The 20590-nt window shown below is 65.3% G+C and carries 21 protein-coding genes and 1 riboswitch; of the genes, 16 read left to right on the forward strand and 5 right to left on the reverse strand.

The window, feature by feature from the left end:
• Positions 1-100: 100 nt before the first annotated feature.
• Both ACZY0Q_RS05055 and ACZY0Q_RS05060 read right to left on the reverse strand, forming a co-directional pair.
• Positions 101-1171 (reverse strand): hemolysin family protein, encoded by a 1071-nt coding sequence (locus tag ACZY0Q_RS05055; protein WP_463915097.1) that lies wholly within the window; start codon positions 1169-1171, stop codon positions 101-103.
• Positions 1168-2502: a hemolysin family protein gene (locus tag ACZY0Q_RS05060; RefSeq protein WP_463915098.1), complete on the reverse strand. Its 1335-nt coding sequence runs from the start codon at positions 2500-2502 to the stop codon at positions 1168-1170. Before ACZY0Q_RS05060 ends, ACZY0Q_RS05055 begins: the two co-directional genes overlap by 4 nt.
• A 500-nt stretch (positions 2503-3002) precedes the next feature.
• Between ACZY0Q_RS05060 and ACZY0Q_RS05065 the strand changes: the two genes are divergently transcribed.
• From ACZY0Q_RS05065 to ACZY0Q_RS05085, 5 genes are all read left to right on the forward strand, one after another.
• Positions 3003-6803: a multifunctional oxoglutarate decarboxylase/oxoglutarate dehydrogenase thiamine pyrophosphate-binding subunit/dihydrolipoyllysine-residue succinyltransferase subunit gene (locus ACZY0Q_RS05065; protein ID WP_463915099.1), complete on the forward strand. Its 3801-nt coding sequence runs from the start codon at positions 3003-3005 to the stop codon at positions 6801-6803.
• Between the two features lie 121 nt (positions 6804-6924).
• Complete coding sequence (locus ACZY0Q_RS05070) at positions 6925-7524, forward strand: GDSL-type esterase/lipase family protein (protein WP_354153589.1); 600 nt, start codon at positions 6925-6927, stop codon at positions 7522-7524.
• Positions 7525-7623: 99 nt separating this feature from the next.
• A complete protein-coding gene (locus tag ACZY0Q_RS05075; RefSeq protein WP_463915100.1) occupies positions 7624-8466 on the forward strand; it encodes a DUF4097 family beta strand repeat-containing protein in 843 nt (280 codons plus the stop codon).
• The gene (locus ACZY0Q_RS05080) at positions 8466-9077 is read left to right on the forward strand and encodes a PadR family transcriptional regulator (RefSeq protein ID WP_463915101.1); all 612 of its coding nucleotides are present in this window, start codon (positions 8466-8468) and stop codon (positions 9075-9077) included. The genes ACZY0Q_RS05075 and ACZY0Q_RS05080 overlap by 1 nt, the downstream gene beginning before the upstream one ends.
• Before the next feature lie 169 nt (positions 9078-9246).
• Positions 9247-9321: a 50S ribosomal protein bL37 gene (locus ACZY0Q_RS05085; protein WP_104061284.1), complete on the forward strand. Its 75-nt coding sequence runs from the start codon at positions 9247-9249 to the stop codon at positions 9319-9321.
• Between the two features lie 182 nt (positions 9322-9503).
• On the opposite strand, the gene rsrA is transcribed toward ACZY0Q_RS05085, so the two are convergent.
• Positions 9504-9764 carry a mycothiol system anti-sigma-R factor gene (gene rsrA / locus ACZY0Q_RS05090; protein WP_185260958.1) on the reverse strand — a complete coding sequence of 87 codons (261 nt, stop codon included), beginning with the start codon at positions 9762-9764 and terminating at the stop codon, positions 9504-9506.
• Entirely contained in the window at positions 9761-10585 is an 825-nt protein-coding gene (locus tag ACZY0Q_RS05095) for a sigma-70 family RNA polymerase sigma factor (RefSeq protein ID WP_463915102.1), read from the reverse strand. The genes rsrA and ACZY0Q_RS05095 overlap by 4 nt, the downstream gene beginning before the upstream one ends.
• A gap of 316 nt (positions 10586-10901) precedes the next feature.
• On the opposite strand from ACZY0Q_RS05095, the gene ACZY0Q_RS05100 reads away from it, so the two are divergent.
• The 11 genes from ACZY0Q_RS05100 (at position 10902) to ACZY0Q_RS05150 (ending at position 19594) form a co-directional block, all read left to right on the forward strand.
• On the forward strand, positions 10902-11438 hold the full coding sequence (locus tag ACZY0Q_RS05100) for a DoxX family protein (RefSeq protein ID WP_463915103.1): 537 nt from the start codon (positions 10902-10904) through the stop codon (positions 11436-11438).
• A gap of 6 nt (positions 11439-11444) precedes the next feature.
• Positions 11445-12845, forward strand: coding sequence for a 3-phosphoshikimate 1-carboxyvinyltransferase (gene aroA / locus ACZY0Q_RS05105; protein ID WP_463915104.1), 1401 nt, complete (start codon positions 11445-11447; stop codon positions 12843-12845).
• Positions 12829-13944, forward strand: a complete 1116-nt coding sequence (gene rsgA, locus ACZY0Q_RS05110; RefSeq protein WP_463915105.1) for a ribosome small subunit-dependent GTPase A — start codon at positions 12829-12831, stop codon at positions 13942-13944. The genes aroA and rsgA overlap by 17 nt, the downstream gene beginning before the upstream one ends.
• A 54-nt stretch (positions 13945-13998) precedes the next feature.
• A complete protein-coding gene (gene hisN, locus ACZY0Q_RS05115) occupies positions 13999-14811 on the forward strand; it encodes a histidinol-phosphatase (protein ID WP_463915106.1) in 813 nt (270 codons plus the stop codon).
• 156 nt (positions 14812-14967) lie between these two features.
• Positions 14968-15081, forward strand: a riboswitch (SAM riboswitch).
• Positions 15082-15116: 35 nt separating this feature from the next.
• A complete protein-coding gene (locus tag ACZY0Q_RS05120; RefSeq protein WP_463915107.1) occupies positions 15117-16541 on the forward strand; it encodes an aminotransferase class V-fold PLP-dependent enzyme in 1425 nt (474 codons plus the stop codon).
• 104 nt (positions 16542-16645) lie between these two features.
• Positions 16646-17404 (forward strand): class I SAM-dependent methyltransferase, encoded by a 759-nt coding sequence (locus tag ACZY0Q_RS05125; protein ID WP_463915108.1) that lies wholly within the window; start codon positions 16646-16648, stop codon positions 17402-17404.
• 31 nt (positions 17405-17435) lie between these two features.
• A complete protein-coding gene (locus ACZY0Q_RS05130; protein WP_463915109.1) occupies positions 17436-18149 on the forward strand; it encodes a metal-dependent transcriptional regulator in 714 nt (237 codons plus the stop codon).
• Positions 18150-18569: a fluoride efflux transporter FluC gene (locus ACZY0Q_RS05135; RefSeq protein ID WP_463915110.1), complete on the forward strand. Its 420-nt coding sequence runs from the start codon at positions 18150-18152 to the stop codon at positions 18567-18569.
• Positions 18566-18964 (forward strand): fluoride efflux transporter FluC, encoded by a 399-nt coding sequence (locus ACZY0Q_RS05140; protein ID WP_463915111.1) that lies wholly within the window; start codon positions 18566-18568, stop codon positions 18962-18964. The genes ACZY0Q_RS05135 and ACZY0Q_RS05140 overlap by 4 nt, the downstream gene beginning before the upstream one ends.
• Positions 18965-19006: 42 nt before the next feature.
• Entirely contained in the window at positions 19007-19375 is a 369-nt protein-coding gene (locus tag ACZY0Q_RS05145; RefSeq protein WP_463915112.1) for a hypothetical protein, read from the forward strand.
• 81 nt (positions 19376-19456) lie between these two features.
• Positions 19457-19594: a hypothetical protein gene (locus ACZY0Q_RS05150; protein ID WP_252576407.1), complete on the forward strand. Its 138-nt coding sequence runs from the start codon at positions 19457-19459 to the stop codon at positions 19592-19594.
• Between the two features lie 4 nt (positions 19595-19598).
• Here the strand turns inward: ACZY0Q_RS05150 and ACZY0Q_RS05155 are convergent, their stop codons facing one another.
• Positions 19599-20579 carry a S1C family serine protease gene (locus ACZY0Q_RS05155; RefSeq protein WP_463915113.1) on the reverse strand — a complete coding sequence of 327 codons (981 nt, stop codon included), beginning with the start codon at positions 20577-20579 and terminating at the stop codon, positions 19599-19601.
• Positions 20580-20590: the final 11 nt, after the last annotated feature.

Here is a 20590-nt window from a genome sequence, read left to right on the forward strand (position 1 = left end):
TACAGGGGTGGACTTCTTGCGTCTCCAAAAAGCCTACCCCTAAATGTGAATGATTCCTATTTAGGATAGCCGCACTGGGCTCCTGCGGACCCGGGCGGGCTCAGTCTCCGTTCGGCTCGCCCAGCCTCCTGATGCCGGTGGCCTGCGTGGCGTCCCGGATCTCTCCCACTAACTGCTCGATCACGTCCTCCAGGAAGAGGACGCCGCGGGTCTGCCCGTCCGCACCTATCACGCGGGCCAGGTGTGAGCCCGTGCGCTGCATGACGGACATAGCCGTTTCAACTTCGTCGTCCAGCGCGAGGTTGGCCAGCGAGCGGATCCTGCTCTCGGCGATGGGGTGCTGGTAGTCCGAGTCTGGAATGGACAGCACATCCTTCACGTGGAGGTAGCCGGACAGCATGCCGTCATCGTCCAGCATCGGGAACCGTGAGAACCCGGTCCGGCTGACGGCTTTTTCAAATTCCACCGGTGTGGTGGCCGCCTTCAGCATGACCAGATCGTCCAGCGGAACCATGATGTTCGAAGCCGTGTATTCGGAGAATTCCAGGGCGCCGGTGATCAGGCCCGCGTCATCGTCCACCAGTCCGTGACGGGTGGATTCCTGCACGATCGACTGGACTTCCTCGAGCGTGAAGGACGAGTTCACCTCATCCTTGGGCTCAATCCGCAGGAGCTTGAGGATGTGGTTGGCCGACCAGTTCAGCGCGGCGATGGCCGGGTTGACCAGCTTCGCAACAAACATCAGCGGCGGGGCAAGCAGCAAGGCAGCTTTGTCCGCCACCGATACCGAAATGTTCTTCGGCACCATCTCGCCGAACGTCACGTGGAGGAAGGTCACCACCATCAGGGCAATGGCGAACGCTGCTACATCGGCAACTTCCACCGGCAGCCCAACAGCTTCCAGCGGAGCCGCCATCAGGTGGTGGATGGCCGGTTCGGCCACCTGCAGGATCAGCAGCGAGCACACGGTGATGCCCAACTGCGCACAGGCCAGCATCAAGGAGACGTTTTCCATGGCGCGCAACGTGGTCTGTGCCCGCTTGGAACCGGCTTCGGCGAGGGGTTCGATCTGGCTGCGCCTGGCAGACATCACGGCGAACTCGGCGCCGACAAAAAACGCGTTACCCAGAAGGAGGACAACCAGCCAGGCAATTCCGGCCCAGTCACTCATCGTTCGCTCCTGTCGTCCGGAGCGGGCTCCGCTTCGGGCGCGGCAGGATGGAACGAGATCCGCTCGATCCTTCGGCCGTCCATCCTGGTTACGCTCAGGGTGCCGCCGCCAACGTCGACGGTGTCCCCCACTGCGGCGATCCGGCCCAGTTCACTCATGACGTACCCGCCCACGGTTTCGTAGGCGGCTTCGTCCGGAACGGTCAGCCCCGGAATCTGTTCGGAAAGCTCGTCGGGGCGCAGCAGCCCGGGGAAGTACCAGTCGCCGGAGGCGCTCTGGAGCAGTCCCGGGCGTACCTTGTCGTGCTCGTCGGACACTTCACCGACGATTTCCTCCACGAGGTCCTCAAGGGTGGCGATGCCGGCGGTTCCGCCGTATTCATCCAGGACAATCGCGAGTTGGAGGTTTCCCTCGCGCAGCTCGGCAAGGAGCGCATCGAGGTGGATGGTCTCCGGCACGCGGAGGACATCGGTCATGATGGCTCCGGCCTCCAGATTGGCCCTCCGGTCCCACGGCACGGCAACTGCTTTCTTGACGTGGACCAGGCCCTTGATGTCGTCGGAGGACCCCCCGATGACCGGGAAGCGGGAGTACCCGGTGCGCCGGGCGGCGTCCAGGATATCCGAGACAGGCTGGTCGGCGTCGATGGTCTCCATCCGGATCCGGGGCGTCATAACGTCGGCGGCCGTCCGGGCCGAGAAGTTCAGGGTCCGCGCCACAAAGTTGGCCGTCCCGGCGTCGAGCGTTCCCATGGCGGCGGAGCGCCGCACCAGGGAGGCGAGCTCGGCCGGTGTCCGGGCACCGGAAATCTCCTCTTTGGCCTCCAGGCCAAAGACGTTCAGTACCTTGTTGGAAAAGCCGTTGAGCACCACGATGGCGGGCTTGAAGATGGCTGTAAAGACCAGCTGCGGCCGTGCCAATGCCTTGCCAACCTGGAAGGACAGCGCAATGGCCATGTTCTTGGGCACCAGTTCGCCAAGCAGCATGGACAGCAGCGTGGCCAGCACCATGGCGATGATCAGGGAAACGGATGCCGCCGCCACTTCGGGAACTCCGACGGCGGCCAGTGGGCCCTCCAGGAGGCGGCCCACCGACGGTTCCATCACGTAACCGGTTAGAAGGGTGGTGAGGGTGATGCCGAGCTGACAGCTGGAAAGCTGGGTTGAGAGGGATTTCAGGCACTTGAGCAGCGGGACGGCACCGGTGTCACCGTTATCGATGGCACGTTGGACCGTGGCCTGGTCAAGGGCAATCAGGGAGAATTCGACGGCGACGAAAAAGCCGGTGCCGGCGATCAGCAGGAGGCCTGCTGCGAGGAGCAACCACTCCATTCAGCATCCCGCCCGAAGGTCGGGGGCAATGGTGTGAGGCCGGGGGAAACGGACCGGCGGAGGATGATCGGCCGAGGCCGACGCTGTTTCCATAGGGGCTCCGACGCGATGGGCTGACGGAGAGTGATGGGCGCGTGTTCGGGGTTTGCCGGCTCTGTGGGTGGACTGCGCGGTGCTGTACTTCGTGCTCCGCTGACAGCCCCCAGGCCGGCACCTAGATTTACTGTCCATAAGAATTTCAGTCTACAGGAGCAGATTGCGCCTTTCGGATGGCCGCTCTGAGCTTCCGGCGCACCGGCGCCGTGGCGGCTTCCGGACGCCACAATCCGTGATCTCCACGTCATTGCCATGATTTGGGTCACCGTTATTGGCAGTTAACACAGAATGCTCATTAGACTGGCAACGGTCCGGGTTCAGGACGCAGAGACTGGTTCGAATGTTGTGCTGCGGCACCGTGGCGGCCAGAGAGAAATCAAACTCATGGAAGAGGCGTATTTCAAGTGCCAGAGCAGCCTAGCCACCGTCTACCAGAGGAATTTGGCGGAAACGAGTGGCTCGTTGACGAACTGTACGAGCAGTATCAGAAAGACAAGAACACGGTGGATACCAAATGGTGGCCCCTTTTCGAGTCCTTCGATTCAGGCAGCGGTTCTTCTTCCAACGGAAGCACGGCGGTAGCCGTGGCCCACCCAGCAACCCGCGAAATGCCGGCTGTACCGCCGGCACCTCCGGCTTCTGCAACTGCTGCACCGGCAACGTCGCCGGCCGCACAGCCCGCAGCACCGGCCACCGCCCCCGCGGCGGCAAAGAAAGCTCCCGCTACGGTCGCCCGCGATGGCGCGAAGAAGACCGAGCCCGGAAGCGGGGCCCAGCCGATCCCGGCCCAGCTTCCCAAGAACGTCAAGGCACCCACGGCCCCGGAAGAGGACGTGGTATCCGTTCTTCGCGGCCCGGCCAAGGCCATCGCCACCAACATGGTCACCAGCCTTGAGGTCCCCACGGCCACCAGCGTCCGGGCTATCCCGGCCAAGCTGCTGATCGATAACCGCGTGGTCATCAACTCCAACCTCGCCCGTGCACGCGGCGGCAAGGTCTCCTTCACGCACCTCATTGGCTACGCCGTGATCCGGGCACTCGCCCAGTTCCCGTCGATGAACGTCTACTACGACGAAATCGACGGCAAGCCCAGCGCTGTCCAGCCGGCCCACGTCAACTTCGGCATCGCCATTGACATGCCCAAGCCGGACGGTACGCGCCTGCTCATGGTGCCCAACATCAAGAAGGCGGAGACCCTCAACTTCTCCGAGTTCTGGCACACCTATGAAGACCTCATCAAGCGTGCCCGCGCCGGCAAGCTGACCGCTGATGACCACTCCGGCACCACGGTCTCCCTGACCAACCCCGGCGGCATCGGCACCGTTCACTCCGTGCCGCGACTGTCCAAGGGACAGGCTGCCATCATCGGCGTCGGCGCGCTGGACTACCCGGCCGAGTTCCAGGGTTCCAGCGAAAAGATCATTGCGCAGAACGCCATCAGCAAGGTCCTCACGCTGACGTCCACGTATGACCACCGCGTCATCCAGGGAGCCGGCAGCGGCGAATTCCTGAAGCTTGTGCACCAACTGCTGCTCGGTGCCCAGAACTTCTACGACGAAATCTTCGAGTCCCTCCGGATCCCGTACGAGCCCGTGCGCTGGAGCCCGGACCTGCAGGTGGATCCTGCCGACGAGATCAACAAGGTTGCCCGGATCCAGCAACTGATCCACTCGTACCGTGTGCGCGGCCACCTGATGGCGGACACCGATCCCCTGGAATACGTCCAGCGCAAGCACCCGGATCTTGACGTCCTCACGTATGGGCTGACCCTTTGGGACCTGGACCGCGAGTGGCCCACCGGCGGGTTCGGCGGCAAGCCGATGCTCAAGTTCCGCGACATCCTCGGTGTCCTCCGTGATGCCTACTGCCGCACCACCGGCATCGAGTACATGCACATCCAGGAGCCGGAGGAACGCAAGTGGTTCCAGGACCAGCTGGAGCACCCGTACTCGAAGCCGAGCCGCGAAGAGCAGCTGCGCATCGTGTCCCGGCTCAACGCGGCCGAGGCGTTTGAAACTTTCCTGCAGACCAAGTTCGTGGGCCAGAAGCGCTTCTCCCTGGAAGGCGGCGAATCCCTGATTCCGCTGCTGGACGCCATCATTTCCGATGCCGCTGATGACGGACTGGACGAGGTTGCGATCGGCATGGCCCACCGCGGCCGCCTTAACGTCCTCACCAACATCGCCGGCAAGACTTACGCCCAGGTGTTCCGCGAATTCGAAGGCACCCAGGATCCCCGCTCCGTGCAGGGCTCCGGCGACGTGAAGTACCACCTCGGTACCGAAGGCACGTTCACCTCGGAAAGCGGCAACGAGACCAAGGTCTACCTCGCCGCCAACCCGTCCCACCTCGAGGCTGTCGACTCTGTGCTCGAAGGCATTGTCCGCGCCAAGCAGGACCGTCTGGACCTGGGCGAGGCCTTCCCGGTCCTGCCCCTGATGGTCCACGGCGACGCTGCATTTGCCGGCCAGGGCGTGGTTGCCGAAACGCTGAACCTGTCCCAGCTCCGCGGCTACCGGACCGGCGGCACCATCCACGTGGTGGTCAACAACCAGGTGGGCTTCACCACGGCTCCGTCTTCGTCGCGCTCGTCCACGTACTCCACGGACGTCGCCAAGATGATCCAGGCACCGGTGTTCCACGTGAACGGTGACGATCCCGAGGCCGTGGTGCGCATTGCGCAGCTCGCCTACGCGTTCCGCCAGCGGTTCCACAAGGACGTTGTGATCGACATGGTGTGCTACCGCCGCCGTGGCCACAACGAGGGTGACGACCCCTCGATGACGCAGCCCATGATGTACAACCTGATCGAGGCCAAGCGCTCCGTCCGCAAGCTGTACACCGAGGCCCTTATCGGCCGTGGCGACATCACCGAGGAAGAAGCCGAGCAGTTGCTCCGCGACTACCAGGAACGGCTGGAACGGGTCTTCGCCGAAACGCACGCGGCCCAGACCTCGCCCATTCCGATCATCACCGCGGACTCCGCCGCCGTCTCCGACATTGAGCGTCCCATCGCCCAGCAGGCTGACTTCGGCACCAATGCCCCGGCGTCCACTGCGATTTCGCCGGAAACCCTGGCGCACATCGGCAAGGCCCACGTCCAGATTCCGGAGGGCTTCACTGTCCACGCCAAGCTCAAGCAACTCCTTGAGAAGCGCGAGCAGATGTCCCGCGAAGGCGGCATCGACTGGGGCTTTGGCGAGATCGCGGCCTTCGGTTCGCTGATCATGGAAGGCGTTCCCGTCCGGCTTGCGGGCCAGGACTCGCGCCGCGGCACGTTTGTGCAGCGCCACGCAGTGTTCCACGACCGCGCCAATGGCGGCGAGTGGCTGCCCCTGGGCCACCTCTCGGATGACCAGGCCAAGCTGTGGATCTACGATTCCCTGCTGTCCGAATACGCGGCCATGGGCTTCGAATACGGCTACTCGGTGGAACGCCCGGATGCCCTGGTGCTGTGGGAAGCGCAGTTCGGTGACTTCGTCAACGGCGCGCAGACCATCATCGATGAGTTCATCTCCTCGGCCGAGCAGAAGTGGGGCCAGCGCTCCTCCCTGGTCCTGATGCTGCCGCACGGCTACGAAGGCCAGGGCCCGGACCACTCCTCGGCACGCATCGAACGCTTCCTGCTGATGTGCGCCGAAGAGAACATGATCGTCGCCAACCCCACCACGGCGGCCTCGCACTTCCACCTGCTGCGCCGCCAGGCATACAGCAGGCCGCGCAAGCCGCTGATCATCTTCACGCCGAAGCAGCTGCTGCGCCTCAAGGCAGCCGCGTCGTCCGTCGAGGACTTCACCACGGGGGCCTTCCGTCCCGTCATCGGCGACCATGAGCAGTTGGCGGCAGACGCCGTCGAACGCGTACTGCTGGTCTCCGGCCGCCTGTACTACGATCTCCTGTCCACCCGGCAGAAGACCGATGACAAGACCACCGCGATTGTCCGCGTGGAGCAGCTCTACCCGCTGCCGCACGAAGAAATCGCGGCGGAACTGGCCAAGTACCCGAACGCGGAGGTTGTCTGGGCACAGGACGAGCCCGCCAACCAGGGACCATGGCCGTTTATGGGCCTGAACCTCCCGGAGGCGCTGGACCGGCGCGTCCGCCTGGTGTCCCGTCCCGCATCGGCCTCCACGGCGGCCGGCTCCATGAAGCGACACGCAGCTGAGCAGGATTCACTGCTGAAGCAGGCATTTGCGCGGAAGTAATACCAGTGGCTGCCCGGCCGGACGTCGAAATACCAGACTCCGGCCGGGCAGTTCTGTTTAATGAAGATGGATCATAGCCACGCCGGTTGACCTCAATCGGCACGGACGTTAAGAGGGACTTGTGGAAGACAGGAAGCTGCGGATCGCAGCTGTTGGAGACGAACTGCTGGCCGGTCTGGGCGATCCCAGGGCCCTCGGCTGGCTGGGCCGCGTGTTGGCCCGCACTCCGCAGGACGGCATGGTCATGGAAGCGTATGCCCTCCCCTGTCCCCAGGAAGGAACTGAAGGGCTGGCAGCCCGCTGGCAGGAGGAGGCCGGGCGGAGGTTCGGCGACCACCACGAGAACCGCCTGGTGATCGGCCTCTCGGGCCGGGACATCGAGTTCGGCCTTTCCACCGCCCGTAGCCGCCTTAACCTGGCCAACATCCTGGATACGGCAACGCAGAACCGGATCGAAGTGTTTGTGGTGGGACCGCCGCCCACGCTGGACCCGGTCCAGAACCGCCGGCTTGCCGATCTGAACACCGCCTTCGCTGACGTGACGACCAGGCGCAAGCACCTCTACGTGGACACGTTCTCCCCGCTGCTGAACCACGAACAGTGGCGCCAGGACCTGGCGGCCAACACCGGCACGCCAGGGCAGGCAGGCTATGGCCTGATGGCCTGGCTGGTCCTCCACCGCGGCTGGTTCCAATGGCTGGGCATGGACGCCCCCGAATAGGTTTTCTCCATTTCCCCATCGCGATATATCTTGACTCGCCCCGCTGGCCCGTTGTAGCTTGGGATATCAGTCACGATATATCGCGGTTTTGGAGGATTCATGACAGAGGACAGCTGGACCGTCACCGGTCCGCAAACCATCGACGTTGACCACGTCAGGTCGCTGAAGCTTGGCATGGTCCGCGGCAGGTTCGACGTCGTGACCCACTCGGAGGCCGTTGTTCGCGTGGAGATCAACGAGGTGCAGGGCGATCCTGTGTCGGTGACGCTGACGGACGGCAGGCTTGAGGTGCGCCATCAGCTGCACGGCCCCCAGGGCTGGTTCAAGAACCTGATGGGCACGGTCAACCACAACAGCAACAACTCAGCGGTTATCAGCATTGCCCTGCCCGCCGGCGTGGAGGTGGAAGCCGGCACGGTCAGCGGCGACGGCCTCGTCTCCGGAATCAGCGGGCACACCCGGCTCAATACCGTCTCGGGTTCTGTGATGGCAGACGGAACGTCCGGGGAACTTCACGTCAACACCGTCAGCGGCGAGGTCATCGCGCGAAACCACGACGGCGTCCTGACCGCCAAGAGCGTCTCCGGCGAGGTCACCGCATCCGGCCGGTTCAGCAATATCAGGGCTCACACCGTCAGCGGCGACATGAGTTTTGACCTTCTCAGTTTCACCCACGATTTCGGTGCCAATTCAGTCTCCGGCGACCTCACCATCAGGCTGCCGCACGACGTCGGGGTGGATATCGTGGCGAAGTCCGCCAGCGGCGTCGTGGTGATTGATGACCAGCAGTACTCCCAGCCCGGCGGCAAGGTGGAAACCATTGCCGGACCGGACGGCAAACTGATGCTGGTCCGGACGAACTCAGTGTCTGGGAAGACGTCCATCTTCCATGGCCAGCCGGCCCGCAGCGACGACGCAAGAAGCCCGGAAGCGGGGCACTGATGCCCCCGGTGTTCGCCCATGGGGCGCTCCGGCTTTACCTGCTCGCGCTGCTGGAGTCGGGGCCCAAACACGGTTATGAACTAATCAAGGCCCTCAGCGAACGCTTCGGCGGCACCTACTCCCCCAGCGCGGGAACCATTTATCCGCGGCTGGGGAAGCTGGAGGAAGAAGGACTCGTTGACACCGAGTCAGTTGGCCGCCGCACCAACTACCGCATCACCGCGGCGGGGCTTGCCGAACTCAACAAACGCAGGGACGAACTCGCCGGCGTCGAGAACGACATTTCCGCTTCCGTCCGCCGCCTGGCGGACAACCTGCGGTCGGATATCCGCGCCAACATGCGCGGGTTGCGGGCAGACCTGGCGGCTACAGCGGAGGCGGCCCGTTCCACGGCGCGGGCCGCCGATTTCCGGAGAGTCGGCCGCCAGCCGTCGGAGGGCATCCGGGAGCTAAAGGAAGCGGAGATGCTGCTGCAGGCGTTCCGGGACGACCTTCGCGTGGAGCTGCGGCTGCAGGCCACCCGGCAGCCGCTCAGCGCCGTGACGCTGGAAACTGTGAGGACCGTGCTGGACCAGGCGCGCATCTCCATCCGTAACTCACTGCCCGGCTGAAGCGCGGGCCGGCTGAAGCGCCGGGCTAAGCCGCCCGACTGTGCCGTTGAACTGCGCCGCCGGACCCTGTTGCCCCCGGTCACAGCCCGTTTCGGTTTCGCGGCGTGTCCCATGGTGTGGGAGACTTGAGGGCAGCTCTTTTGAGTACCAACATTTAAGGAGGCCAGCTATGAGCAAGCGTGCACGTAAACGTCGTGACCGTAAGCGTGGCGGCGCGAACCACGGGAAGCGCCCCAACGCCTAAGCTAAAGCTTGGAAAACGGTTTAAGCGAAGGACCCCGGAAGCCACACGGCTTCCGGGGTCCTTCGTCTTTGCCCTCTTCTTTTGCGCCTGCAGTACTGCTGGTGCCCATGGTGCTGCTGGCGGTCATCACCGCGGTCAAGCGGCCATGCGGTCATGTATCAGGCAGGCGGGTGTCGCTTGTGTCAGGCGTCCACCGGGCGGATGGAGTGGATCCTGTCCAGGATGGCGTTCTTCAGGTTTTCCGGAGCGGCCTCGGTGCACGAGCGCTTCACCATGGTGCGGATCACGCATTCCAGGTCGTACTGCTCGGTGCACTCAGGGCACTCATCAAGGTGGGTCTTGATTTCCGTGATGTCCTCGCGGGTCAATGCCCCGTCGAGGTATTCGTAGATGCGTTGCATCCTGGCGTCATCGCAGTCGCCCAATCCTTGGCAGTCGCTCATTTCCTGTTCTCCTGTTTTGTACTCGCGGCCGTGTCCTGTGATTCGACGGCGCCTTTGAATCCTCGTTCGGCGGCATAGTCCGCCAGCATGTCCCGCAACATTTTCCGGCCGCGGTGAAGCCGGGACATCACTGTCCCGATGGGCGTGTTCATGATGTCCGAGATTTCCTTGTACGCGAAGCCCTCGACGTCGGCGAAGTACACCGCCAGCCGGAATTCCTCGGGAATCGCCTGGAGCGCCCGCTTGACGTCAGAGTCCGGCAGGTGGTCCAGCGCCTCAGCCTCGGCTGATCGCAGGCCCCGGGAGGTGTGCGACTCAGCCCTGGCAAGCTGCCAGTCCTCAATGGTGTCCGAGTTCGACTGCAGCGGTTCGCGCTGCCGCTTGCGGTAGAGGTTGATGTACGTGTTGGTCAGGATCCGGTACAGCCAGGCCTTGAGGTTGGTACCGGGCTTGTACTGGTGGAATGCTGAGAACGCCTTGGTGTAGGCCTCCTGAACCAGGTCTTCCGCATCCGCGGGGTTCCTGGCCATCCGCATGGCGGCCGAGTAAAGCTGATCCACGTACTGCATGGCATCACGCTCAAAACGGACCCTGCGTTCCTCCGCCGATTCGGTAGCCACATCCACGGGTTGCTCAGCGGGCGCAGGCTCAACGGTTGCAGCGTGGACGGAAACAGGCTCAACGGCCGCAGGGACGCCCGCTTCAGGCTGCGCGTCGCTTCCTGCCGGCGTCTCACTGCTGGCGTTGGCTTCACTGCTTGTTTTGGCTTCGCGTTCGGATGCCTCATACATGGCCTCGAGGGCCGGATCCAGGGTGCTCATTGCGTTCAAGTGTACTGTGACGGCCTTGGCACGTGGCGTTCCGTACTCCGGAGGATCGGATTCCAGAGTCTGCAGTGCTACGGGCCCGGCGGATTCCGTCCCGTCCTTCAGTAACCTCAAGGGCAACTCCAGTCTGTCTCATGCCGGGGTGTTCAAGGCAAATACCTGCCCGGCATTTCGTGGTGCGTCAATTCGTCCGGTGTTCTGCGGACCCGCAATCCATAACCGCTGGCGGCAGGCAAATATTCCTCAAAAGTGCAAGACTAGAACGGACTCCGCCGCATTCGGTGCGGTTCGTCCAGCCAGGAGGAAATCCATGTCCTTTGTCCGTACTCTCGCCCGCCCCATGCTGGCTTCCAGTTTCGTCGTCGCCGGACTGGACAAGCTTAAGAACGCCGATGACACCGCCACCCAGCTCTCGCCGCTCCTGCAGAAGGCGGCCGCGTCGCTGCCGTTCCAGGCCGACGAGAAGATGCTGGCACGGGTGATTGGCGGAACGCAGGTGGGTGCCGGCGTGCTGTTCGGTCTGGGTAAGTTCAGCCGTCTCTCGGCCTCACTGCTGACCGTCATCTCCCTCCTTAATACCTTTGTGGAGTGGCGCAGCGCGGACATCAGCACCAAGGAAGGCCGTCAGGCCCGCCGGAACCAGCTGCTCAAGAACATTTCCCTCAGTGGCGGTGCTCTGCTTGCCTCCGTGGACACCGCCGGCAAGCCGGGCCTGGCCTGGCGTGCCGAGCACCTGGCCGCGGACGCCCGGAAGACTGCTGCGGGTGCCCGGAAGACCACCGGCCAAAAGCTCCACAAGGCGGACAAGGCCGTGCGCCGCGCCGTGGATCACGCAACGGGGGCGTAAGGACGGATGACCGGTTCCACCCCGCCCGCAGCCACGGATCCACTCGTCTCCAGCCACACGGTTCCGCACTGGCAGGCACCTTTCGCCAGCAGGCCCATCGATGCCACCGTCACGGTGCCTGGTTCCAAGTCCCTGACCAACAGGTTCCTGGTCCTGGCCGCGCTGGCCGACGGACCGTCCCGTCTCCGCGCACCCCTGCATTCCCGGGACTCCGCCCTGATGATCGAGGCCCTGCGCCAGCTGGGAGCCACCATCAAAGAGGTGCCCGGCGACGGGGCCTTCGGGCCGGACCTTGAGATCACGCCGCTGAGCCAGGAGGAGCCGTCGTCGACGACGCACATTGATTGCGGCCTCGCCGGAACAGTGATGCGTTTTGTTCCGCCGCTCGCGGCGCTGCGCAACGGCGTGAGCGTGTTCGACGGCGATCCCCACGCCCGGAATCGCCCCATGGGCACCATCATCGAGGCCCTGAAGGCCCTCGGGGTGGACCTGACCGCGTCCGACGGCGGGACCCCCTCGTCACTGCCGTTCACCGTTGAAGGCACCGGGGAGGTCCGGGGCGGCCACCTCGTGATCGATGCCAGCGCGTCATCCCAGTTTGTCTCCGCCCTCCTGCTGGTCGGCGCCAGATTTGCTGACGGACTCCACCTGGAGCACGTGGGCAGGCCGGTCCCCAGCCTGGACCACATCAACATGACGGTTGCCGTACTTCGCGGCGTCGGCGTGACCGTGGACGATTCGGTACCGAACCACTGGATGGTGGCCCCGGGCCCCATCCGTGCCTTTGATCAGCGCATCGAGCAGGACCTCTCCAACGCCGGCCCGTTCCTGGCCGCCGCCCTGGCCTCGGGCGGAACGGTGCGGATCCCGGACTGGCCCACCGGCACCACCCAGGTCGGAGATCTCTGGCGCAGCATCCTGGCGGACATGGGCGCAGAAGTCAGTCTGGCTGACGGCATCCTGACCGTCACCGGCGGACCAGAAATCAAGGGTGCAGATTTTGCCGAAACCAGCGAGCTCGCGCCCACCGTGGCGGCCCTCTGCGCCCTGGCCAGTGGACCTTCACGGCTGACCGGCATCGCCCACCTTCGCGGCCACGAAACAGACCGGCTGGCCGCGCTCGTCACCGAAATCAACCGCCTCGGCGGCGACGCGGAAGAGACCAGCGACGGCCTCGTGATCCGCCCGGCAAAGCTGCACGCCGGCGTCGTCCACAGTTACGCGGACCACCGGATGGCCACTGCCGGCGCCATCCTCGGCCTCGCCGTTCCCGGCATCGAGGTCCAGGACATCGCCACCACGGCCAAGACCATGCCGGAATTCCCGCAGATGTGGGCGGACATGCTCGCCCAGGGCGCGGCCGCCGGCGACGCCACGGAAGGTTCCGCTGGTGGCACGCAGCACTGATTCCTGGGACGAGTCCGACGTCCGGATCCGGCCCAGCAAAAAGGGCTCCCGGCCGCGCACGAAGGACCGCCCCAGCCACGATGACGCCGTCACGGGCCGCATCATCACCGTGGACCGCGGCCGCTACACCGCCGTCGTCGGAGAGGACTCGGGCGAGGAGCGGATCATCATTGCAGCGAGGGCCCGCGAACTGCGCCGCTCCCCCGTGGTGGCCGGCGACTTCGTCTCCCTTGTAGGCGATGTTTCCGGGGAGCCCGACACCCTGGCCCGGCTGGTCCGGATCCAGGACCGCAGGACCCTGCTGCGCCGCAGCGCCGATGACACTGATCCGATCGAACGTGCGGTGGTGGCCAACGCCGATCAGCTGGTGGTGGTAGTGGCCGCCGCAAACCCGGAGCCACGCACCGGGTTCATTGACCGCGCCCTGGTGGCCGCGTACGACGCCGGCATCGAGCCGCTGCTGCTCGTCACCAAGGCTGATGTCAAGGATCCCGCGGAACTGTTGTCCAACTATGAGCACCTCGACTTCCCGGTAATCATCAGCCGCACGTCAGACTCCGAGGCCTCAGGTATTGATGCCCGCTCCGATGACGGCCTCTCTGCCCGCCTGGACGGGGATGCGGTCTCGCAGCTCCGCGCGTACCTCGAGGGCAAGGTCTCGGTCATGTTGGGGCATTCGGGCGTGGGCAAGTCCACCATGGTCAATGCGCTCACCGGGGCCGAACGGGCTACAGGTGGAGTGAACGCGGTGACCGGCCGCGGCCGCCACACGTCGTCGTCGGCCCTTGCCCTGAAGCTGACCGGGGCTCCCGCCGGGAGCTGGATCATCGACACCCCTGGCATCCGCTCGTTCGGGCTGGCGCACGTGGACCCGGACCGGATCCTGCGGTCCTTCCCGGACCTGGAGCCGGGCACGGATGCGTGCGAGCGTGGCTGCAAGCACAACACGGCGGCCGTCAACTGTGGAGTGGACGCCTGGGTGGCGGCCGGTCAAGCAGGCCCCACCGGCCCGGCCCGGCTTGCGTCACTGCGCCGGCTACTCGGCACGGATCCCCGCCTGGTGGGCCAGGAAACCAAGGAACTGGGCAGCATAGGCTAGCGGCCTAAAGCCGACGTCCCCAACCCCACGGCCCTGAGACGGTAGTTTGTAACCATGATCCAACCCGCTTCGAGCTACAACGATGACCTGCGCCTTGCCCATGTGCTGGCCGATTCCGTGGACGACCAGACCATGAGCCGCTTCAAGGCACTGGACCTCCGCATCGAGACCAAGCCGGACCTGACACCGGTCACGGACGCGGACAAGGCCGCGGAGGAAGCCATCCGGGGCCAGCTCTCCCGCTCGCGTCCCCGCGACGCCGTGCTGGGCGAGGAATTCGGCAGCTCCGGCCACGGCTCCCGCCGCTGGATCATTGATCCCATCGACGGCACCAAGAACTTCATCCGCGGCGTCCCGGTCTGGGCCACCCTGATCGCCCTCGTGGACGAAGGCGAACCCGTGGTGGGAGTTGTCAGCGCCCCCGCGCTGGGCAAGCGCTGGTGGGCCGCCAAGGGTTCCGGCGCCTACATGGGCAAGTCGCTCGCCGCCGCAACGCGGCTCCGGGTCTCGGACGTCTCCCAACTTTCGGATGCCTCCCTGTCTTATTCCAGCCTGGGCGGCTGGAAGGAACGCGGCAACCTGGATGAGTTCCTGGGACTGACCGAAGAGGTGTGGCGCACACGCGCCTACGGTGATTTCTGGTCCTACTGCATGGTGGCCGAAGGTTCCGTGGACATTGCCTGCGAGCCGGAGCTGAACCTCTACGACATGGCTGCCCTGGTGCCCATCGTGGTGGAAGCCGGCGGCCGCTTCACCTCCCTGGAGGGTCAGGACGGACCGTTCGGCGGCAACGCGCTGGCCACCAATTCCATCCTGCATTCAGAGGTCCTCAAACGGCTTAACCCGGATCTGGACGACCTCCTTTAGGTCAATTTTCGAATTATCGACGGCGGGCACCTCCTGATGGGGGTGTCCGCCGTCGTATCTTCGACAAATGTTCCCTTCCTCAAACGCACGTAACAAAGCCCTTAACATTGAGCCGGGCTTCCTTCTCCCCCCGGCGCATGTTCTACGCTCTTAACAGGTCACGAGTGCCAGCGCTAAACCCCGGTTTGCTGGCCGGCAACCCTCCATTCGCGGTGGGGTGCCCCGGGTGACGACCAGGCCGGTCCGGAAGGGACACGGCAAGCGCGGATTCCCGGTACCGGGAGTCCTTTTAGAGTGAGGTCTCCGTGACAACTGCCACCGTCTCCCCCAGCAGTGTTTCTCCCAACAACGCCGCTTCGCTGTTCAAGGATGCCGCCGCCGTAGCCGGGCGGCCCCTTTCCGCGGTCACCGGCGCTGAAATCCAGGCACCGTTGATCCAGGGCGGCCACGTCCGCTACGCGAACCTGGACTACGGCGCCTCCGCTCCTGCCCTCTCCGTGGTGTCGGCCTACCTCAACGAGATCCTGCCGTTCTACGCCAGCGTCCACCGCGGCGCCGGCTTTGCATCGCAGATCAGCACCTCCGTCTATGAGAACGCCCGGAACATCGTGCGCGACTTTGTGGGCGGACGCCCGGACGACTCCGTCATCTTCACCCGGAACACCACCGACTCGCTCAACCTGCTGGCGGGCTGCCTGCCGGCGACGGACGGACGGCCCAACGGCGATGTCCTCTACCTGGACATCGAGCACCACGCCAACCTGCTGCCGTGGCAGGGCGTCCCGCACCGCAGCGTCGTCGCAGCGGACACCATCGTGGGGACGCTCGAGGTCCTCCGTGCCGAGCTTGAGCAGGGCAACGTGAGCCTCCTCGCGATCACGGGTGCCTCCAACGTCACCGGCGAGATCCTCCCGGTCAAGGCCCTGGCCGCCCTCGCCCATCAGTACGGCGCACGGATCGTGGTGGATGCCGCTCAGTTGGCGCCGCACCGGCGCATCAATATCAGTGCCGACGACGTCGACTACCTCGCCTTCTCCGGCCACAAGCTCTACGCGCCGTTCGGCTCCGGGGTACTGGTGGGCCGCACCGACTGGCTCGACGCAGGCACTCCCCATCTGGCCGGCGGCGGCGCCGTCCGCGAGGCCAGGCTCGACGGCGTCAGCTGGGCCACCGGTCCGGCCCGGCACGAGGGCGGCTCCCCCAACGTCCTGGGCGCGGCCACGCTGGCCCGAGCCACCCAGGTCATCGCATCCCTGGACCACGACCGCTGGCACGCCCACGAAGCGGCCATCAGGTCATTCCTGGTGGACGGGCTAGGGAAGATCGACGGCGTCACTGTGCATCAGATCTTCTCGGATACGGACGCTGAAACCGGCACCATCGGCGTGGTGAACTTCTCCGTGGCAGGGTACGACGCCGGACTCGTGGCCGCCTACCTGTCGGCCGAACACGGCGTTGGTCTCCGGGACGGCCGCTTCTGCGCGCACCCGCTGCTCAAGCGGCTCGGCCTTCCCTCGGGTTCGCTGCGGGCCAGCTTCGGCGTAGGATCCCGCCTGGAGGATGCCCAGCGGCTCCTCGCCGGACTGGAGCAACTTCGCCGGACCGGCCTGGGCTGGGATTACGTGGTGGACGCGGGGCGCTGGGTTCCGGCCAACGACACCCGAACGTACCCGCACTGGGCGCCCAACACGCCCGGCACTGCCGGTGCAGCTCCGTGCCTTGACGACTGAGCACCCTTTCGTCCCTGCTTCCTGACCTGACTGCTGCCCACCTGGTGGCGGCCCATGCGGTAAATTCGAAGGATACCGATGGGCACAGTTGAAGGAGGCCGCACGTGGCACGGGGTGGCCCCAGGCTTGAGCACGGACGCCGCCTGGAACTCGGGCAGAGTTTCCAGGACGGCGGCGAACATTATCAGCGTGTGCGTCCTGGCTACCCGGCCGAATCAGCGGACTGGCTGATCCCGGCAGGTGCCACGGACGCAGTGGACGTGGGCGCCGGGACCGGGAAGTTCACCGCACTGCTGCTGGAACGCGGCCTGGGGGTTTCCGCCGTGGACCCGTCCCCGGACATGCTTGACCAGCTGCGGGCACACTACCCGGGGGTGAACACGACCCAGGGGACCGCGGAGGCCACAGGACTCGCTGACTCCTCGTTCGACGTCGTGAGCGTTGCGCAGGCCTGGCATTGGTGCGATCCGCTGCCCGCGAGTACCGAACTGGCGCGGCTCCTGCGCCCCGGCGGAACGGTGGGGCTGATCTGGAACCAGCTGGACACGTCCGTTCCGTGGGTGCACCGGTTGTCCCGCATCATGCACGCGGGCGACGTCTACAAGCCCGGGTTCCGCCCGGTGGTGGGACCGGAGTTTGAAGGCCTCGAGAGCCATGTGACGCGGTGGGAGGACAGCCTCAGCACGGCGGAGATCATGGACCTGACGAAGTCCCGCAGCTACTACCTGCGCGCCGGCGAAGCCACCCGCAGCAAGGTCCTGGCCAATCTGGACTGGTATCTGCACGAACATCTGGGGCACGGCGTGGAAGAGGACATCGGCCTGCCGTACCTGACGCTGACGTGGCGGGCTACGAAGGCGTAACGGGCGCGGACCACCGGGTAGGCTTGGAGGCGTGAAGACCAGCGCGCCCTCCTCCTCGATCGAGGACTACGTCAAGGTCATCTACGGCTTCACGGAGTGGCAGGACAAACCAATTACGTCCTCCCAGCTCGCGCAGCGCCTGGGGGTGGCCAATTCCTCGGTCTCGGAGATGGTCCGCAAGCTCAAGGACCAGGGCCTGGTGGACCACAAGCCCTACAGCGCCATCACCCTCACGGACTCCGGTGTCCGGCTGGCACTGTCCATGGTGCGGCGGCACCGCCTTATTGAGACTTACCTCGTGCAGGAGTTCGGCTACAGCTGGGACGAAGTCCATGACGAAGCCGAACTGCTGGAGCATGCGGTGTCGGACACGTTTATCGAGCGCATGGCCGCGAAACTCGGCAACCCGCAACGCGACCCGCACGGCGACCCGATCCCCGCCGCGGACGGCACGGTGCTGCTGCCACCGGCCCATCTCCTCGGCGAACTCGATCCCGGGCACACCGGCCGGATCACCCGCATCAGCGACGAGAACCCGGATCTGCTCCGGTATCTTTCCGCCGAGGAAATCGATCTCGATGCAGAGGTGGAGGTAGTGGGCCGGAAGCCGTTCGGCGGCGCGCTGGTGGTGCGGATCAGTACCGCCGGCAGGAAACGGGACTACGATCTCGCGGATGAAGTCACCGCTGCGCTCTGGGTCCACAGCGACCACCCCCACACCGGCTGCACCCTCAGCGGCAGCTGAATGATGAACACCCGCGTGCCGCAGTGGCGGGCCTGGCTGGCCGTTGCGGTTGGCGGCCTGGCCGGAACGGAACTCCGGTACGGGCTGGGACTCGCGTTTCCGGAAACCGCGGGGACAATGCCTTGGACAACCCTGGGAATCAATGTGGCGGGCAGCTTTGTGCTGGCCGCCCTCACTACGGTGTGGATGGCCCGTCCGGAGACGGCATTCTGGCTCCGCGCCGGCCTCGGGCCCGGGCTCCTGGGATCATTCACCACTTTTTCAGCGGTGGTTTTCTCCATTGACCAGCTGGCCCGTGCCGGCGAACATCCGGTGTGGATGGCTTACCTGGGGCTGTCCGTGCTCTTGGGCTTGGGCGCCGCGGCCGGTGGCTGGCGGGCAGGGCGGCTGCTCGCCGATCGGTTGGGGGCGGCGGCATGATGGGCGCCGTCCTGGTGGGAGTGTTCGGTATGGCCGGCGCCCTGCTGCGCTTCGCCGTCGACAGCTGGTTCGCACGCCATTCGGGGCTGCGCGGCGCTGCCGGCCGCGGTAGTACTCCGCGGCACTGGCCGTGGGCCACGCTGACAGTCAACGTCACGGGGTGCCTGATCATTGGACTGTCCATCGGCATCACGGGGCGGCTCGGCCTTGCACCTGAGTGGCAGGCAGCCGTCGCCACCGGCCTTGCGGGCGGCCTCACGACATTTAGCTCCTGGACCACAGCTACGGTGCGGCTCTTGAGTGAGTCGCGGTTCGGAGCGGCAGTCCTGAACGTCGGAGCCAACCTGGCCGCCGGGGTTGCCGCGGCGGCTGTGGGCATCGCGCTGGCGTCGTAGGACGCTCTTCGGGTTTGGCCGAGTCCCGTATCGTTGACTCTGATGATTAGCAGACGTGACGCGGCAATTGCCCTTGATGTACCGATGGAAATGGCCCAACGCCATGGCATCCCGAAACGAATGACCGAGGCGGAGCTGGGCGACATCCTGGACAACCCGCCGGCATGGCTGATCCAGTCGCGGGCCAACAGGACCGGCAAGCGTCCGGTCTGGGTGCACCTGGAATGCGCCGTCTGCGGCTATGAGGAAGCGGCCCGGCCCAAGAAATGGTGGCCGGAATTCACGTATGTGGTGTGCGAGCACCATTCCCCGGAAGAGGTGCCCCCGCTGCGGGCGGGCCTTATCAGGAGCGAGTTCGACGGCGTCGGGACCCGTTTTGTGGGCATTGCGGACGTTGCAGTCCCGGACTGATCCGGGGCATTACATTCGGGGCTGAACAGGCGTATTTTACGAAGTGGGACGCAGCCCGTCCCCCGTTGTAAGGAGCACGCCATGCCGGACAAGTCACCACATCAGCAGCTGCACAAAAAGCCGGTCAAAACCATCAAGGAAAAACGCGCGGACAAGAAGGCCAAGAGTCCGATTGAAGGCCCGCAGGACCCGGTAGCGCACCTGAAGAAGCGCCGGTAGCGGTTTATCCGTTCCCGGCCATCTCTTCGGGCACTGCCACAATGTCCACTTCCTGGCCGTCCCTCAGCACCCGAATCGGCAGCGGCTGGCCGATCGCATCGGCGAACAGCAGCTTCTGCAGGCTCTCGGCGTTGCTGACGGGGCGGCTTCCGGCTGTCAGAATGACGTCACCCGCCCGGAGGCCCCCGCGATCTGCAGGCGAACCGGCCAGGACCTCCACCACGCGCAGCCCGTCCCTTTGTCCCGTCCTGATCACCGCGCTGGCGTTGAGCCGGAAGGGCGTGCTGACAACGCCGAGATAAGCGCGCCTGACTCGGCCGTCCTTCAGCAGCGCCGAGATGATGCGCCGCGTGGTGGTGTTGATGGGCACGGCCAGGCCCAGCCCAGCGCCGGCCACTGCGGTGTTGATTCCCACGATGCGTCCGTGGGTATCTGCCAGGGCCCCGCCGGAACTGCCTGCGTTGAGTGCCGCATCGGTCTGGATGACGTCCTCGATAACGCGCCGGTTGCCGCTGGACCACACCGGAATGGCGCGGCCCAGGCCGCTGACCACGCCTGCCGTAACGGATCCGGCCAAGCCCAGGGGATTTCCCACCGCGATGACCAACTGGCCAACCCGGAGGTTCTCGGCATCGCCGAACTGCGCCGGGGCCACCTTCGGAGCCCGGCCGTGGACCACCGCGAGGTCAGACAGAGGATCCGCCCCCACCAGCTCAAGATCGGTCCTGCTGCCGTCGGCAAAGGCCGCGTGGCCTTGGTGCGTGCCGGCCACGACGTGTGAATTGGTCAGCAGGTAACCGTCTTCCGTGAAGAGCACCGCCGAACCGGCGCCCATCCGGAAACGGCCGTTGCGGCGGTTGCCGGTCATTTCAATAGCCGCAACATGCGGGGTGACCATCTCGGCCACGCGCATGACGGTCTCCGAATACGAGTCCAGCGGACCGTCGTCGGCCGCTGCAAAGTTGTGTTCCCGCGCCGGGTCCATGGCGCACCTCC

The organism is Pseudarthrobacter lactosi, assembly GCF_055412785.1.

What these genes read in the sequence shown, in the direction of transcription:
- ACZY0Q_RS05075 (WP_463915100.1), top strand. Translation starts at nt 7,624, where the DNA reads ATGACAGAGGACAGCTGGACCGTCACCGGTCCGCAAACCATCGACGTT.
- ACZY0Q_RS05145 (WP_463915112.1), top strand. Translation starts at nt 19,007, where the DNA reads ATGATTAGCAGACGTGACGCGGCAATTGCCCTTGATGTACCGATGGAA.
- ACZY0Q_RS05060 (WP_463915098.1), bottom strand. Translation starts at nt 2,502, where the DNA reads ATGGAGTGGTTGCTCCTCGCAGCAGGCCTCCTGCTGATCGCCGGCACC.
- ACZY0Q_RS05055 (WP_463915097.1), bottom strand. Translation starts at nt 1,171, where the DNA reads ATGAGTGACTGGGCCGGAATTGCCTGGCTGGTTGTCCTCCTTCTGGGT.
- rsrA (WP_185260958.1), bottom strand. Translation starts at nt 9,764, where the DNA reads ATGAGCGACTGCCAAGGATTGGGCGACTGCGATGACGCCAGGATGCAA.
- aroA (WP_463915104.1), top strand. Translation starts at nt 11,445, where the DNA reads ATGACCGGTTCCACCCCGCCCGCAGCCACGGATCCACTCGTCTCCAGC.
- ACZY0Q_RS05095 (WP_463915102.1), bottom strand. Translation starts at nt 10,585, where the DNA reads ATGAGCACCCTGGATCCGGCCCTCGAGGCCATGTATGAGGCATCCGAA.
- ACZY0Q_RS05135 (WP_463915110.1), top strand. Translation starts at nt 18,150, where the DNA reads ATGATGAACACCCGCGTGCCGCAGTGGCGGGCCTGGCTGGCCGTTGCG.
- ACZY0Q_RS05155 (WP_463915113.1), bottom strand. Translation starts at nt 20,579, where the DNA reads ATGGACCCGGCGCGGGAACACAACTTTGCAGCGGCCGACGACGGTCCG.
- ACZY0Q_RS05150 (WP_252576407.1), top strand. Translation starts at nt 19,457, where the DNA reads ATGCCGGACAAGTCACCACATCAGCAGCTGCACAAAAAGCCGGTCAAA.
- ACZY0Q_RS05140 (WP_463915111.1), top strand. Translation starts at nt 18,566, where the DNA reads ATGATGGGCGCCGTCCTGGTGGGAGTGTTCGGTATGGCCGGCGCCCTG.
- hisN (WP_463915106.1), top strand. Translation starts at nt 13,999, where the DNA reads ATGATCCAACCCGCTTCGAGCTACAACGATGACCTGCGCCTTGCCCAT.
- ACZY0Q_RS05080 (WP_463915101.1), top strand. Translation starts at nt 8,466, where the DNA reads ATGCCCCCGGTGTTCGCCCATGGGGCGCTCCGGCTTTACCTGCTCGCG.
- ACZY0Q_RS05100 (WP_463915103.1), top strand. Translation starts at nt 10,902, where the DNA reads ATGTCCTTTGTCCGTACTCTCGCCCGCCCCATGCTGGCTTCCAGTTTC.